13 protein-coding genes and 1 other RNA gene are annotated in these 14846 nt (G+C 64.3%); 4 read left to right on the forward strand and 10 right to left on the reverse strand.

Annotated features, from left to right (window positions below; genetic code table 11):
* Positions 1-11: 11 nt before the first annotated feature.
* The gene (locus tag XCC_RS10590) at positions 12-1220 is read right to left on the reverse strand and encodes an MFS transporter (protein ID WP_043877761.1); all 1209 of its coding nucleotides are present in this window, start codon (positions 1218-1220) and stop codon (positions 12-14) included.
* 242 nt (positions 1221-1462) lie between these two features.
* Here XCC_RS10590 and XCC_RS10595 point away from each other — a divergent pair, with 242 nt between their 5' ends.
* Both XCC_RS10595 and XCC_RS10600 read left to right on the forward strand, forming a co-directional pair.
* Positions 1463-1879 carry a winged helix-turn-helix transcriptional regulator gene (locus XCC_RS10595; RefSeq protein WP_011037204.1) on the forward strand — a complete coding sequence of 139 codons (417 nt, stop codon included), beginning with the start codon at positions 1463-1465 and terminating at the stop codon, positions 1877-1879.
* 61 nt (positions 1880-1940) lie between these two features.
* Positions 1941-2015, forward strand: a non-coding RNA gene (locus tag XCC_RS10600) — sX9 sRNA.
* Positions 2016-2124: 109 nt separating this feature from the next.
* Here the strand turns inward: XCC_RS10600 and XCC_RS10605 are convergent.
* From XCC_RS10605 to XCC_RS10625, 5 genes are all read right to left on the reverse strand, one after another.
* On the reverse strand, positions 2125-2379 hold the full coding sequence (locus tag XCC_RS10605; RefSeq protein ID WP_012438420.1) for a hypothetical protein: 255 nt from the start codon (positions 2377-2379) through the stop codon (positions 2125-2127).
* On the reverse strand, positions 2376-3713 hold the full coding sequence (locus XCC_RS10610) for a hypothetical protein (RefSeq protein ID WP_012438421.1): 1338 nt from the start codon (positions 3711-3713) through the stop codon (positions 2376-2378). The genes XCC_RS10605 and XCC_RS10610 overlap by 4 nt, the downstream gene beginning before the upstream one ends.
* Before the next feature lie 15 nt (positions 3714-3728).
* Positions 3729-4871, reverse strand: coding sequence for an SPFH domain-containing protein (locus tag XCC_RS10615; RefSeq protein ID WP_011037207.1), 1143 nt, complete (start codon positions 4869-4871; stop codon positions 3729-3731).
* 198 nt (positions 4872-5069) lie between these two features.
* Positions 5070-5345, reverse strand: coding sequence for a hypothetical protein (locus XCC_RS10620; RefSeq protein ID WP_016945311.1), 276 nt, complete (start codon positions 5343-5345; stop codon positions 5070-5072).
* A 131-nt stretch (positions 5346-5476) separates the two neighbouring features.
* Positions 5477-5902 (reverse strand): YqaA family protein, encoded by a 426-nt coding sequence (locus XCC_RS10625; protein ID WP_011037208.1) that lies wholly within the window; start codon positions 5900-5902, stop codon positions 5477-5479.
* 292 nt (positions 5903-6194) lie between these two features.
* On the opposite strand from XCC_RS10625, the gene XCC_RS10630 reads away from it, so the two are divergent.
* Complete coding sequence (locus XCC_RS10630; protein ID WP_011037209.1) at positions 6195-8243, forward strand: TonB-dependent receptor; 2049 nt, start codon at positions 6195-6197, stop codon at positions 8241-8243.
* A 252-nt stretch (positions 8244-8495) separates the two neighbouring features.
* Here XCC_RS10630 and XCC_RS10635 read toward each other — a convergent pair whose 3' ends face one another.
* Positions 8496-10604: a methyl-accepting chemotaxis protein gene (locus tag XCC_RS10635; protein WP_043877760.1), complete on the reverse strand. Its 2109-nt coding sequence runs from the start codon at positions 10602-10604 to the stop codon at positions 8496-8498.
* Between the two features lie 353 nt (positions 10605-10957).
* On the opposite strand from XCC_RS10635, the gene XCC_RS10640 reads away from it, so the two are divergent.
* Positions 10958-11266: a hypothetical protein gene (locus XCC_RS10640; RefSeq protein WP_011269764.1), complete on the forward strand. Its 309-nt coding sequence runs from the start codon at positions 10958-10960 to the stop codon at positions 11264-11266.
* A 68-nt stretch (positions 11267-11334) separates the two neighbouring features.
* Here XCC_RS10640 and XCC_RS10645 read toward each other — a convergent pair.
* The 3 genes from XCC_RS10645 to XCC_RS10655 form a co-directional block, all read right to left on the reverse strand.
* Positions 11335-12133, reverse strand: a protein-coding gene (locus XCC_RS10645; protein WP_087942925.1) for an IS5 family transposase whose coding sequence is annotated in 2 segments (ribosomal slippage) — positions 11335-11863 and positions 11862-12133 — 801 coding nt in all. Because the reading frame shifts where the segments join, the coding sequence is not laid out codon by codon here.
* 230 nt (positions 12134-12363) lie between these two features.
* On the reverse strand, positions 12364-13755 hold the full coding sequence (locus XCC_RS10650; protein ID WP_043877759.1) for an alginate export family protein: 1392 nt from the start codon (positions 13753-13755) through the stop codon (positions 12364-12366).
* Between the two features lie 6 nt (positions 13756-13761).
* Positions 13762-14652: a VOC family protein gene (locus XCC_RS10655; RefSeq protein ID WP_011037214.1), complete on the reverse strand. Its 891-nt coding sequence runs from the start codon at positions 14650-14652 to the stop codon at positions 13762-13764.
* Positions 14653-14846 lie beyond the last annotated feature (194 nt).

A 14846-nucleotide genomic window follows, 5' to 3' on the forward strand; every position in this document is an offset into this window, starting at 1 on the left:
GGCCGGCAGTGCTAGCCGGAGCCCGCGCGGGCTGTGCGCCACAGCGGCCACAGCCCGACCAGGCCCAGCAATGGGCCTGGCAGCAGCACCCAGGCAATCCGCAGGCCAAGCGTCTCCACCAGCTGAGTGGTAAGCCCGATGGCGACCACGGTGATCGCAAAGCCGATCGCGTTCTGCATGGAGAGGGCGCTGCCCACCAGCCCCGGCGGGCAGGCGCGCGCGGCCAGTGCGGAGAACTGCGGCGAATCGGCCACAACGCTGGCGCCCCAGAGCAGCATCAATGCGACAGTGGCTGGAGCGGACCATGCGCCAACCAACGGAAATGCCGCACAGCACAGCGCCGAGAGCAGCAACGCAACCGCGGCAACACGCGCACTGCCGAGCCGGCTGCTGAGCTGCCCGCCCGCCACGCAGCCGACTGCACCGGCGGCAATGACGCAGAACGCCAGTGCCGCCGGGTGCATCCCGAGCGCCTGTGCCAGCCCCGCCTGCGCGATCAGCAACGGCGTCAGCGTCCACATCGCATACAGCTCCCACATGTGGCCGAAGTACCCCAGCGTGGCCGCGCGGAAATCCTTGACCGCAAACGCCTGCCAGACCGCACCCACCGCCAGCCTGGTTGGCGCACCGACTGCGCGCTGCGCGCCGGGCCCCAGCCGCAGGATCATGCATGCGGCAATGCAGGCCAGGCCGGAGGCGACCAGGATCGGCATCTGCCAGGGCAGCGCGGCGCCCAGTGCCTTGATGCCTTGCGGCAGCGCGGTGCCCAGGGTCAGCATGCCGACCAGCCATGCCAGTGCCTTGCCAGCGTGCTGGGGCGCCCAGCGCACCACCAGCTTCATGCCGATGGGGTAGATGCCTGCAAGGCTGAGCCCCACCAGGAAGCGCCACACCAGGCCACTCGCCACCCCATCGGCGAACACGGCAAAGCCCAGGTTGCAGGCCGCGCCGGCGATCGCGCAGCTGGCAAAGATCCGGTGGGCCGCAAAGCGGTCGGCCAGCCCGCTCAACGCAAAGCTCAAGGTGCCGATAATGAAACCGAGCTGCGTGGCGATGGTGAGCACACCGATGCTGGCCGGGCCACTGGCCCATTGCCGCATCAGATCCTCGGCCGCGCTATTGACCGAAAACCACAGCGAGGTGCCCAGCAATTGCGCCAGGATGATCACCACCAGTGCGTGCTTCGATCCTGCGGGATGGTCCTGGGTTGCGCGAATCATGCAAGGCCTCGTGCGTGGGCGCGTGCTGCAGGCTGTCAGTGCGGCCGGCGCGCTGCGCGTGGATGTCCGGAACAACACCACACCGCCAGCCGTGCAGGCACGCGGTGCAGCAACATCTACACCGTGCACCTGCTGCAGCCTGCGCGCAACGCAGGTGCTGCGAGCGGGCAGGGCACACCTGCTGCCGCTGCACGATGGGCGAGCGCCCTTGGTCCAGTCAACTGCACCGATGGACGGCGCACATGAGCACTGCGAAAGAACCCTGCTGCGGGGTTGCGCGGTTCCTGCTGTTGCTGGAGGGGCCGTGGGCGTCGTTGATCGTGCGCGAACTGCTCGCCGGGCCGCGCAGGTTCACTGAACTCAGGAGTGCCCTGCTCGGCATCAGCGCACACACGCTGACCCATCGCTTACGGCAATTCGAAACGGCCGGCCTGGTGGTCCGCACCGCTTACGCGGAGACGCCACCGCGCGTGGTCTACGCACTGACGCCGCGGGGCGAGGAGCTGCGTGCGGTGTTCGACGCCATGCGCGTCTGGGGCGAATCGCTGCCACCGCCCGAGACTCTGGTAGAACCAACGCAGGCCGGCGTTGCGCTTACTCTGCGCGAGATCGCCGGCGGTTGCCCGCTGAGCAAAGGCTCCGACCCGGAGCAGGACTAAGCGCAGCTATCAAAACGACTGCGCAGCCGCCAGGCGGGCGCGGCCGGTGCTCGGAATCGGCATGTACCCACGTACACTCCGGTTCCTCCGCGCCGTCCGCACCCGCCTGACGACTGCTCGCTACGTTTTGTTAGCCGCTCTAAGCGCCGTGTGCGTGCCGCGCCCAGTCCCGGCCGACCGCACGGCGCCATAACGCATTCAAGCTCGGGCGCAGGCCGATGCATTCGGCATTCCAAGTCAAGGCGTTATTGCGACGTATCGCGCCGCACACGCGTGCGATACGCCGCCACATTGTCGCCATCGATCTGCTTGCGCTGTGTTCCGGTGATGGTGTCGATCCTGGTGTCCGAACACGTCACCGGTTCGGCATCAACCAGCGTCTCGCGCTCGAAGGCATGTGATTGCCCGGTGTTGCGGTAGTACTGATACAAGACCCAGTACAGCGTGCTTGCACCGATCGGCCCGGCCAGCAACACCAGCAGCCCTACATTGTCGCTCATGCGATCACCGCCAAAAACCACAGTGCGGCCGCTTCGATCACGGTACCGGTGACCAGCGCGGCAAGCAGCAATTTCCATTGCTGCACCGGCACGCTGCCCATGGTTTCACCGGTGCGGCCATTCACTGCGATGTAGTGCAGCAGACCGCCGTTGCGGCCAGGCTGATGATAGGAATACAGCCAGACCGGCAGATACATCGACACCCAGCGTGTACCGTGCACTTCGAGCTGTTCCCGCTCCCAGCGCACACCGCGGTCGTAGCGGCTGACCGAGCGTTCCACCTGTGCGCGCGCGATCGACAGCAACTGGTCTTCCAGCCGTGGCCGTAGCTGCTCGATATTGCTGTCGCGCCGCTCCGAACTGAAGCCTGACAGATACGACGCGTTCCACTGCACCGCATTCTTGGTGTCGAACGGCAGGATGGTGTTGATGATGTTGTTGGTCGTGACCCGGCTATCGAGATTGCCACGCTCGGAAGACGATTCCAGTGGCAGATCGTCCACGGTGAATTGCACCTGCCGTTTCACCGCATAGATGTCGGCGTCGTAATAGGTCTTCTTGTTCTTCTCGGTGCCCTGGGTGTACGTGCGCGTGGTGATTTCGCCCACGCCGGTCACGCTGGCGCTCACGTTGCCATCGACGATCATGTAAGGCAGATAGACGCCCACCACGTTCTCCGGGGTGAACTGCTGCTTGAAAGCCTTCAGCGCAAACAGGCGGCGCTTGCCGACGAACTGGCGGATACGCGCCACCGCGTCCTGCTTGTCGATATGAAAGGGCAGCACGGCATCGGGCACCGCGCCATTGGCCACCTGTTCGTTGACGCCGAACACGTGTCGGCACCAGTGGCATCGCGCGGTCATCGCGCTATCGGTATTGATGGTGACTTCCGCGCCGCAGCCGCTGCATTTGAAGCTCATCAGGCTATTGGCATCGGCCTGGATGTTGCGCGCACCCGAGGCGATGACCGTCCCGCGCAACTCGGCCAGGCCGGCGCCGAATCCATACGCTTCCTCGACCCGCGCGCCATCCCAGGTGTGGCGGCAGTACTGGCACACCAGCAGGTCAGTGCCGAGCTTGGGGCGGATATCGGTGGCGCCACATTTGGGACACCGGTTGAGGCCATCTTTTAATTCGGCCGCGGCGGTGTCGATGGCGAGCGGGTCGGGCATCTGCAGTTCGGCGCGGATCGGCGCGGGCAGGGTGGCCGGGTCGATGGCCATCTGTCCCGGTAACGGCGGCACGCCCTGCGGCGACCCTGGGCCGTGCGCTGCAGGCGGTAGCGGCGGTGGCTGCAACGGTGGCAGCGGCGGCGGAATGCTGGAGCTGGACATGGGCGGGCCTGCGACTTACAAGCCCAGCGCCTTGGCCTTGGCGGCGTCGTAATCACTCTGTGTAATCAGCCCGAGGTCCAGCATTTCCTTGGCCTTCTTCAACGTCGCCACCGGGTCTTGCGCTGCGGGTGCGGCGGGCTGCTGCAGATTGCCCAAACCGCCCAGCATGCCGGTCGCCATGCCAACGCCAACCAGTCCGGCCGCGCCGCCGTGTTCGCCGGCCGATTGCAGGCCCTGCGCGGCACTCGCCTGCAGATTGGCATTGCCGCGCGCGCCGCTCAACGCATCGGCACGCTGCACGGTCTTGAGCAGTTCGCGCGTGTTGGCGTCGTATTCGATCGACACAATCGCCGTCTTGACGATGGCCAGGCCGCGATCGGACTGCCATTGATACGCCTCTTCCACCGCAGCGGAGAGGCTCTTGGCAAAGCCGAGTGCATCCTGCTGCAGCCGGGTGATGCGATTGCCCTTGGCGGTGTCGTTGGTGTACAGGCTGAAGGCCGGCGCAAGCGCGCTCACCACTTCGTTGAACAACTGGCCGGCGGCCGCATTGTCCAGGTCGGTGAAGTCGAACACCTGTCCGGGCTGCAAATAGCTGGCCGGCACGAAGTTCTTCACGAACAGGATCGGGTCGACGATCTTCAGCGTGTATGAGCCGCGCGTCACCGCGCCGACCTGCGTGCCCAGGAAGCCGTCGTCCCAGTAGATTTCCGATTGCGTGCCGAAGCGGTTGTCGGGCAGCTCCTTCAGCGCCACAAAGAAGGCGGCCTGCTGCGTCCCAGGCTGGCCACCGAACTTGAAGCGCTCCCAGCTCTGCCGGATCAACGGCGACACCAGGCCGTCGCCGGCAAACAGCGATTGCGCGTTGACATCGTCCGAGCGCCACTCGTAACCGCCGGCTTCGGCGACAAACGCGGTGACGGCGCCGTCTTGCATCAGCAGCAGCCCATAGCCCTCCGGGACCACGATCCTGGAGCCATTGCTGATGACGTTGGAAGATGCGCCGGTATTGGCGCCGCGTCCGGCATTACTGCCGCGCGGCACCGCGGCAAACACGGCAGCCGTTGCAGGCAGGCCCGCCGGCACGGTGTAGAAATCTTTCCACTGGTCGGCAAGAACGCCACCCACTGCACCTGCAACCGCCTGCACAAGACCCATGACAACTCCCTGTAATGCGCGGCAGGCACGGCGCCCCGCGTGATCGCGGCACTATATCAGCAGCGGGCCGGGCGCCCGGCCGATCAGGCGGCGATGCAGCGGTCGTGACATTGCGCGAGCGCCAAACGAAAAAACCCCGCCGTAGCGGGGCTTTCATTGGCAGTGCCTGGCTTGCGCCGGCAGGTCAGCGCAACATGCTCAGGGCACGTCGCATTTGAGTTTTCCATCCACGTAATACGGCTTTGGAACGTCAGGGTTGGTGCTGGTCTTTTCGAAGACCACCTCGAACGACGCCATGTCTGGCGTGCCTTTGCGTCCCTTGCATGCGTCCTGCAGTTTTTGCTTTACCGCACTAATACCGGCGTCGCGATTGGCGCCGTCAGCGCTGTTGGTCAGGTTCACAACCTCGGCCGATGCGTGCGCGCTCAGGCCCAGCATTGCCCCAGCCAATACCAGCATGTGCAGCTTGTTCATGACGTCTCCTGATGCAGTGTCCGTGAATGCGTTGCACTGCTTGTCCAACGCCGCGCCAGCATAAGGCGGCAGGGTGAAGGCGTTGTGCGGATGGGCCGGCTCGGCGGTTACGCGCGCACAGGCAATACGCGTCAGCGTGAGAGCCCCACCGTGGCCCAGGCCAACACTGCATAGCGCGTGGTCTTGGCCACAGTGACCAGCATCAGGAACACACCCAGGCGTTCGCGCATGACACCGGCGGCAAGCGTCAGCGGGTCGCCGATGATCGGCATCCAGCTCAATAGCAGCGACCACTTGCCGTACCTGCCGTACCAGGCTTGCGCACGCAGCAAGGCAGACGGCTTGATGGGAAACCAGCGCCGGCCCTGAAAGCGCGTGACCTCGCGCCCGATCCACCAGTTGATCAGCGAGCCGAGCACGTTGCCCGCGCTTGCAGCGGCGACCAGGCCCCACACCGAACCGCCATCCAGCAGCAACGCCACCAACGCCGCCTCGGACTGCGCCGGCAGCAAGGTGGCTGCAATCAGCGCCAGTGCAAAGAGCGAGAGATAGGTCATGACGCGTGGGGAAGGGCGGGTGACGGAGGTGGTGCTGGGGTGTGGATGCTAGCAAGCCGTGCAGGGGAGGCCGGTGCACACGGCAAGGCGTAGCACCTACGCACGCGTAGGCGGCTGATCCGGATTCTGCTGATGCAGGGCGATACGCGAGTGGCAACGCGCCCGAGTGCGAGTACGCGGCGCACTTCGGTCATGCGCGGCGCTGCAGGTGTCCAGCGCGCCTAGGCGCTAATCCAATTACGTTATAATATATCGATACAGCAACAGTCCGCAGATCGAAGGTCGAACGTAGATGAGAATCAAGGTGTTGGTGCCCGCCATGCTGGCGGCGGCGTTTGCAAACGATGCGCGCGCCGAGTCAGGCGACTCGGCGGTCACGATGGGCAGTGTGGATGTGCGGCAGGGCGGGCGCGGCCAGCTCGCCGCCAATCGGGTCCTGACCTCGGTGGATGTGCTGGGCGGCGACCAGGTCGAAAACAAGAACGTCATGAACAGCTGGGAGCTGCTCGGGCAAATGCCGGGCATCCAGCTGACCGAAACGCGCCAGGGCACCGAATCCGGCAAGGCCACGTTCCGCGCCTTCAACGGCGAGGGCTACATCAACGGCATCAAGATCCTGATCGACGGCGTGCCCAGCAACGTCAACAGCGGCAATCAACGCTTCATCGACATGGTGTTCCCGCTGGAGATCGACTACATCGAAGTGGTGCGCGGCACCAACGATCCGCGTTACGGGCTGCACAACATTGGCGGCAACATCAATTTCGGCACCCGCCAGGGTGGCAACTACACCGACGGCCGGCTGACCTATGGCAGCTTCGACACCCGCGAGGCGCAGCTGGCCGTCGGCCGTGAGGCAGACGGGTTTGCACAGAATTACTTCGTCGGCGTGCAGGACTCCAATGGCTACCGCGACCACGACACCTCGCAGAAGTATTCGCTGGGCGGCAAATGGTTTGTCGGCAGCGACGCGGATACCGCAAAGCTCGGCCTGGTCGCGCGCGTCTATCACCATGAAGCCGACGAACCCGGGTTCATGACCGCCGAAGAACTGGCCACCGATCGCACCGCCTCGGCAGCCAAGAACGCCAACGATGGTGCGGACCGCGACATGCGCCATCTCGGCGTGCATCTGGACCTGCGGCTCAGCGACACCCTGCACTTCAACAACAAGCTGTACTACAACAGCTACGAAGAAACCCGGCGCGTGACGTTCACCAGTTTCCCCACCGGCAATGCCCCGCGGCAACAACGCGAATGGGACGAAAAGCAGACCGGCATGCTGAGCACCATCACCTGGCGGCAGAGCGAGCTGCTGACCCTGGAGGGTGGGGCGAATGTCGAGCACCAAGACAATGGCTACCGCCGCCTGCGCTTCGCCTATAGCGTGCCGACCGACTTCAACGCCCCACCGGCACGCGCGCAGAACGACGACCGCTACACGCTGGAGAACGTCGGCGCCTACGTGCAGGCCGTGCTGACGCCCACCGCGGCGCTGAAGATCGTGCCGGCATTTCGGGTGGACCGCTTCAGCGGCGACACGCGCCTTCCCGGTGGCGTGACCGCACCGTTGCAGCACACCGGATGGATCGAGCAACCCAAGCTCAGCGTGGTGTATTCGTTTAACCCGGGCCTGCATGTCTATGCCAACTGGGGCAAGACCTTCCAGGTGCTCACCGGCTCGACCGCGCCTGCGTATCTCACCGCCGGCCAGGAGACGTTTCGCCCATCGATCAACACCGGGCAGGAAGTGGGCATCAAGTTCACCCCCGCCGCCGGCACCGAGGCGCGGCTGGCCGTCTGGCAACAGGATGCGACCGACGAAGTGGCCAACATGCCGGCCACAGGCACCACGGTGGGCTTGGGCGAAACCCGCCGGCGGGGCGTCGACCTGCAGGTGTCCTCGCACCTGGGCGAGCACTGGGTGCTGTGGGCATCGCATGCGTATCAAGAGGCCAAGGTCATCAGCGCCTTCACCACTGCCGGCGATGCGCTGGCCGGCAATGAAGTCATCGCCACGCCGCGTTACATCAGCAACATCGGCGCGGACTACCGCCCGAACGCGCAGTGGACCTTCGGCGTGCAAGGCCGGATGCAGGGCGATTACTACATCGAAGAGCGCAACACACAAGGCAAGTTCGGCGGCTTTGCGTTGGTGGACATGAGCGCACGCTACCAGCTGTCCGAACGGATCAGCCTCGATCTGCAGGTGAGGAACCTGTTCGGCCGGGAATATGCCTACACCTGGTACGACAACTTTTTCTGGGGCGGCAACGATCAACCGATGTTCTCGCCGGCACCGGGACGCACCGCGTTCCTGTCGTTCAACGTCAAGCTGTGATCGGCGCGTTTGACGGTGCCCGAGCACCGTCACGCCAAGGCGATCGGTGTAGCTGCGGCGCACAGACTGCTCGTGCAGCTGTGCGGTTCGGCGCGGGGGTCACTCTCTCCACTTCTTCGGCTGATGCGGTAATCATCAGGCGCCTTTGCCACGCGCACAATGTCACCGGACGCGCTGCGATCTGACTGTCTAATACGCCGTGCTGGCGCCGCCCACCGCTGAGACAGACGGTGGCAACCAGCGCATGTGGCCTCAGTGCAGCGCGGCAACCTTGAACACGTCAACCGCCTGCACCAGCTGCGCGGACTGCTGCTCCAGCGAACGCGCGGCGGCGTTGGCGGCTTCCACCAGGGCGACGTTCTGTTGCGTGGTCTCGTCCATCTGGGTGATGGTCTGGTTCACTTGCTCGATGCCGCTGGCCTGTTCCTGCGACGCTGCGGCGATCTGGCCCATGATGTCGGTGACATGCTGCACGCTATCCACGATGCCGCCCATCGTGGCGCCTGCCTTGTGCACCAGCACCGCACCGTCCGCCACTTGCTGGACCGAATGCGCGATCAGGATCTTGATTTCCTTCGCTGCATCCGACGACCGGTGCGAGAGCGTGCGCACCTCCGATGCCACCACCGCGAAACCACGGCCTTGCTCGCCGGCGCGTGCGGCTTCCACGGCGGCATTCAAGGCCAGGATGTTGGTCTGGAACGCAATCCCATCGATGACAGACACGATGTCTGCGATCCGCCTGGATGAGACTTCAATACCCGACATCGTCTCCACCACCTGGCTGACCACATCGCGGCCTTCCGACGCCACGGTGGCCGCGCCCAGCGCAAGCGCATTGGCACGGCGGGCATTGTCGGCGTTCTGCTTGACGGTGGAGGTCAGCTCTTCCATCGATGCTGCGGTCTCTTCGAGGTTGGCGGCCTGCTGCGCGCTGCGGCTGGCCAGCGCCTGATTGCCGGCGGTGATGTCCTCGGCGGCGAAACCGATGTTGTTGGAACTCTCCTGGATGCCGGCAACGATTTCGGTGAGCCGCGCCACGGTGCTGTTGGCATCGTCGCGCATCAGGGCGAACACGCCCTGGAAGTTGCCATGCATGCGAACCGTCAGGTCACCCTGGGCAATGGCGCGCAGCAGTGACGAGAACCTGGACAGGGTGGTGTCGGAGGTCGACATCATGGTGTTGAGGTTGTCCACCATGCGCGCAAATGCATGCTCGAATCGGTCGGCCTGACCGCGGCGGCTGAAGTTGCCCGCGCAAGCGGCCTCGGTGAGTTCCTGGATCTGCGCATTGATTGCGTGCAGGTTCTGCTTGGCCTGCGACATCGTGGCGGTAATGGCAGCCTTCTCGCCGGGATACTGCTCGATGTCTTGCGCAAGATCACCAACCGCGTAGCGCCCCATGACCTCGGTCATGCGCAGCTGCGTGCGCACATGCGCATCGACCAGCGCATTGGTGTCCTGCACCATGTGCCCGTAGTCGCCGGGAAACCGCTCCGCATCGGTGCGATAACTGATCGCGCCCGCGTCGTGGCGCGCGGCCATTTCGCGCTGGGCGGAAATCACGGCCTGCAGGCGCGCCTGCATCTGTTGCATCGCACGCAGCAACTGGCCGGATTCGTCCGCGCCTGCCGCCACATCGCGGCTGCTCAGATCGCCCGCGCTGATGCGCTCGGCGAGCCCAAGCGCCTGACGTAATGGCAGCACCACGCTGCGCGTCAGCAGCAAGGCAATGGCCGCGCCCAGCAGCAGGGCAACGATGGTGGACACCACCATGAGCATGGCGAAGCCGCGCGCAGTGGCGACGGCTTCTTCGGCCGCCTCACGGTTCTTGGCCTCCTGCAGGTCGATGAAGGCATTGATGCTGGCAAGCCAGTCGATGAAGGCCGGGCGCGCCTGCTTCAACAGGTCTTCTTCCGCATGCAGGCGGTCGCCCGCATCGCGCAGCGAGCGTACCTGCGCGATCAGCGGCATGGAGCGCTGCTCGATCGCCTTGATCGACTGCAGGATGTCCTTCTCTTTCTGGTCCGACGAGGTGGCCAGCAATGCATCCAGCGGCTGCGCCGAGCGGGCGTAGTCGGCGGCGAGCTTGTCGATGGCATGCTCGGCAGCCTGGCGGTCTGCGGTGGTGTTCATCAGCACCACGTCGCGCAGGGCGATGGCACGGTCGTGCACACTGCCGCGGAAGTTGATCGCGTAGCGTTGCTTGACGCTGTTGACGTCATTGATTTGCGTCAGCCGTTGGTCAATCGCGCGTACGCGCTGGATGCCCACCACCGTGAGCATCACCATCAGGACGATCAACGCCAGAAAGCCGAGCGCGAGGCGCTGGCCGATCCGCAGGTTTGAGAAGAAGGACATAGGTTCGATCGAATGCGGGGGAGGGCCCATGCCATGCACGGGAGGCGGAACACGATCGCTGTCCGCCCGACGCGGCGCACCGGGTTAGCGAACTCGACCAGTCCGTTAGCGGCGATGGGGGCCTTGGCTGAACCCGTCGCCCAATCGCGTTTAGTTCTCGTTTGCTTTGGCAGCGGCCGGGCGCGCCTGCTGCGACAGACTCCCGGCTGTCGGCGGCGGTGCGATACGCACCAGCCAGCAGCGTCACTGCGCTGAAGCGCGCGTCGTAGCTCAGCGCCAGGCCACCGGGCGGGCCTCAGTGGCCCGGAGCGTGGCTCACGGCGCCGCGACGCAGCAATTGTGATGATGGCGGGATGAACAGTGGGAACCAGATCACAGCACGCACCGTCAGCATCGGCCCGATGGGCTCTGCCGACGCAGGCCAGAAAGTCACCGTCCACCTCTCGGCAGCGCCGGGCCCACGTTGGCAAGCCTGCTTCAATTTTCTCTTGCGGGGGCGCGATGTACCGCTGCTGCGCGATCACGTGATGTTTGAAGGCGCTTCTTTCAGCAGCTGGGCGCTGCCGGGCAGGGCGGAAGCGTTTCGCGAGGAATTGCCGCGGTTGCTGGCGTCCACCGGTGCGCTTGCGCACGCGCAAGGACTTAAAGACGCGGCGCGTTGATCGCAAACCGCATGTGACTGGAGCGCCACGCAGCGCCTCGTTCGCCTAATACCAGCCTAAGAACCTGTTCACGATCTTCTGAGTAATAGTGCCAAGAAGGCCAAATGGATGAACTGCAGGCTGGTGTTGAGTTTGCGCTCGCAGTTCTTCCATAGCCTTCGGTTCTTCTCCAGCCAAGCAAAACTACGCTCGACGATCCATCGCTTGGGCATGACCTTGAAGGTGTGCAGTTCGCTGCGCTTGGCAATCTGCACCGTGAGCTGCTCGCCTAAAATCTCTCGCACGCCGTCGGCAAACCGTACGCCGGTGTAACCGCTGTCGCACAGTAAGGTTTGTACATGCGTCAAGTTTGACTGGCAGCGCTCCAACGCCTGCAGCGCACCTTTGCGGTCGGTCACCTCCGCCGTCGTCACCGCGATTGCATGGGGCAATCCCTGAGTATCAACAGCGATATGCCGCTTGATGCCCGACACCTTCTTGCCCGCGTCATATCCCTTTTGCCCTGCTGTGTCGGTGTTCTTTACGCTCTGCGCGTCCACGATCAAGAACCTGCTGCAGGCGTTGCGCTCCTGTCTGGCGCGGGCCACGCCAACCTGATTTTTTAAGTGCCTGCTCCAGCAGGCTCACTCCCTCATCGTCGCACTCGCTCCACTTGGCAAAGTACGAGTGCACGGTCCGCCACTTCGGAAAGTCGCTGGGGAGCGCTTGCCATTGGCAACCGGTTCGCAGCACGTACAACACTGCGCACCACACCTCATACATATCCACACGGCGTGGCTTGGTGCGCTTACGCGCTTGTTCCAGGATCGGCAGCACGTGTTCGAACTGCTCCCGGCTCATGTCACTTGGATAGGTCTTTTGGCGCATCCGCATAGTCTGCACTGATCAGGAAAGATCGTGAACAGGTTCTTAGTGTTTCTCGGTGTCACTGGGTGGGCGCAGCGGAACCGCAGCCAGGCCACCCAATCGAGCAAAAAGCAGCGCTTCTTAGCACTATTAGTCGGCTTAGTGCAGACAGTATTTGCACACTTAACAACACCGAGACACCGGAACGGGCATGCGCAGGCCTAGCCGAGACCCCGGCGATGCAAACAGCGCTACCACATGAACTTCATTTCGCAGCCAATGTAGTTGCTGTCGCGGCCACCGGCGGCATGCACGGTCTCGCCGGCCTGGTAGTGGACCGCTTCGATGGCGGTCTGCAGGTGCGTGCTCAGCTTCCAATCACCACGCAACTGCAGGTAACGGCCTGTCCAGTGCGTGCCGGTGCCTGCTGTGCCGGCCAGTGGAATGTCCGGCTGCACGTATACCGCATCGGCGATGCTCTGGCGCCATTGCAAACCCAGTGCAGCGGTGAGGCTGAGCTGGGCGGTGGGCTTGATGGTGAGCATCGGTTTGATCACCAGCAGGTTGGTGTAGCCGGTGTAGCCGGCCAGGGTGATGTACGAGCCATTCGGGAACAGCGGGTTGAAGGTTTCGAGCTGGCCGTCGTCGGGACGTCGGTCGCCGGAGGCGGTATCGAGTTGCAGCCCAAAACGTGGCGTCAGCGTGATGTCTTGTAGCGTGTAACCGGCCTTGACGCCCAGCGCCCAAGCGCGCGCACGGCTGCTGCCAACCTTGCCGCGTTGGCCCATTGCCTCCAGGTCCCAGTCCAGTGCGTGCTGCACGCCTGCAAAGCGCACATCGAGGATATCGCGTCGCTCATCGCCGACGGCATCGAGAAAGCTGGCGTCATCCTGCTGGTAGCGCGCGTAATACAGCGACAGTTCGTCGGTGCCCAGGACGTGGCGCTCCACACGCACGGTGTCCAGGCGCAGATGCTGGTTGGAGACATCGTCGAAACTGCGCGCATCAGCGTATTGCACAGGCTGGCTGACAAAGGCAATCCAGCGCCACGGGCCGGTCTCGTAGTTCATCCATACCGCGTCGAAGGACTGGCGCACATTGGGGCCATCACGCAGCGACACAAACCGCTGCAGGTCGAATGCAAACTCCTGCCGGCCCACGCGTACTTTCATGTCACCCCCACCCAGTGGCGTGATGTAAGCGACGAAGGCCATGCGCAGATCGGCGCGGTTGGCGTCGGCCGGGCCGATGCGGCGTTTGTCCACGGCGCGTACATCTTCCAGCTGGGTAAACACCTGCCAATGCGCACCAATGCGCAGGTCTGCATGCACTTGCAGGCGATGCAACAGATAGCTGTCACTCTCGCGGCCGATGCCCAGCGCAGGGGTGTGGTTGCTTTCGAAGCGCTCGCGCAGGTTGATGCCGAACGACGCATACGCTGCGTCACCAAGCGGCACATATTTCAGCCGATCGAACGGCTGCGTACGCAGAGCGGGATCGGCAAGTGGCGACCAGTCCTCCTGCCAGCGGTTCGACTTGATGGCCGGGCGCGCCGGCATTGCGGCAGTCGCATCAATGGATGACTGTGCCCACGCATCGGTGCAGGGGCACAGCAGTAACAGCAACTTCAGGCGGAACGACATATGCGATCAGGAGTGCGCATCGGCATGCAGCTCGGCGACATAGCCACCGGGAAATTCCACCATCGCCGAATGCCGGCCCGACCCCGCCACGGCAGGCACCAGCACCTTGGCACCAGAGGCGGTGGCGCGCGCAAGCGTTGCTTCCAGATCGTCCACTGCGTAGCCGGTGAGCTCGTGCCCGTACGGATAGGGCAGGTGGCCGTCGGTCACCAGTACCTGCAGTGCGCCGAAGCCGGAGCTGATTGCGATGCTGCGGTAGGTGTCGCCTGGCCGGCCAATCAGTGCTGCATCCGCGTGGCGGTCATCGCGCAGCACCTTGCCATGCGAGAACTGCAGCCACGCTTTCAAAAAAGCATCGGCGCGATCCGGTGAGACATACACGCGGTTCTCCGGGATGCTGGCCAGCGGCGCGTAGTGCGGCGCGGTGTCGTGCCAGTACAGTTGCATGGCGACGCCACCCGGCCAGGCGATCACTGCATCCATGCCAATGGGATCCTTGAACGGCGCCACCAGCACTTCCGCACCGGCCGCCCGCGCAGCGCTCACTGCTTGCTGTATGTCGGTGACCAGGTAGCCGGTGCGTTCGTTGCCGAACGGATGCGGCACCGGCGTACGGAACCCGAACAACGACACCGTGCCTGCCGGCGTCTGTACCAATTGCGAGCTGGTGCTACTCGGGGTTGGCGTCACAGTCGCGATCACCTGACGCGTGCTTTGCCCGCCGAAGGTGGCGGTGAAGCTGCGCACGAATGCGTCCACATCGTTAGGTGCAACGTAGACGTGCGTGGTGTCGTACTGCGGGCCGACCGACACCGGCGCGGCGGCACCAGCAAGCATCGGAGAGAGCGCGCTCAATAGCAGCGCGGCGGACAGGCTCAGGGTGAGAATCGGACGCATGGGAATTCCTTTGGGGTGAGGACGCTGCGGCTTGCCGGGGTGTGCAATCGAAGCGGTTGCGGCGAGTGGTGACGTATTGAAAACGCGTTCTTGCGCTGTCTGCGGGTCGGCACGCTGTTCATCGCAGGAGCGCGTGTGCCGGATGGGCTTGAACGGGGGGCAGTAGCCTTCTGGCGTGCTGCGTGGATCTGCAA

The organism is Xanthomonas campestris pv. campestris str. ATCC 33913 (assembly GCF_000007145.1).
GTDB classification, from domain to species: Bacteria; Pseudomonadota; Gammaproteobacteria; order Xanthomonadales; family Xanthomonadaceae; genus Xanthomonas; species Xanthomonas campestris.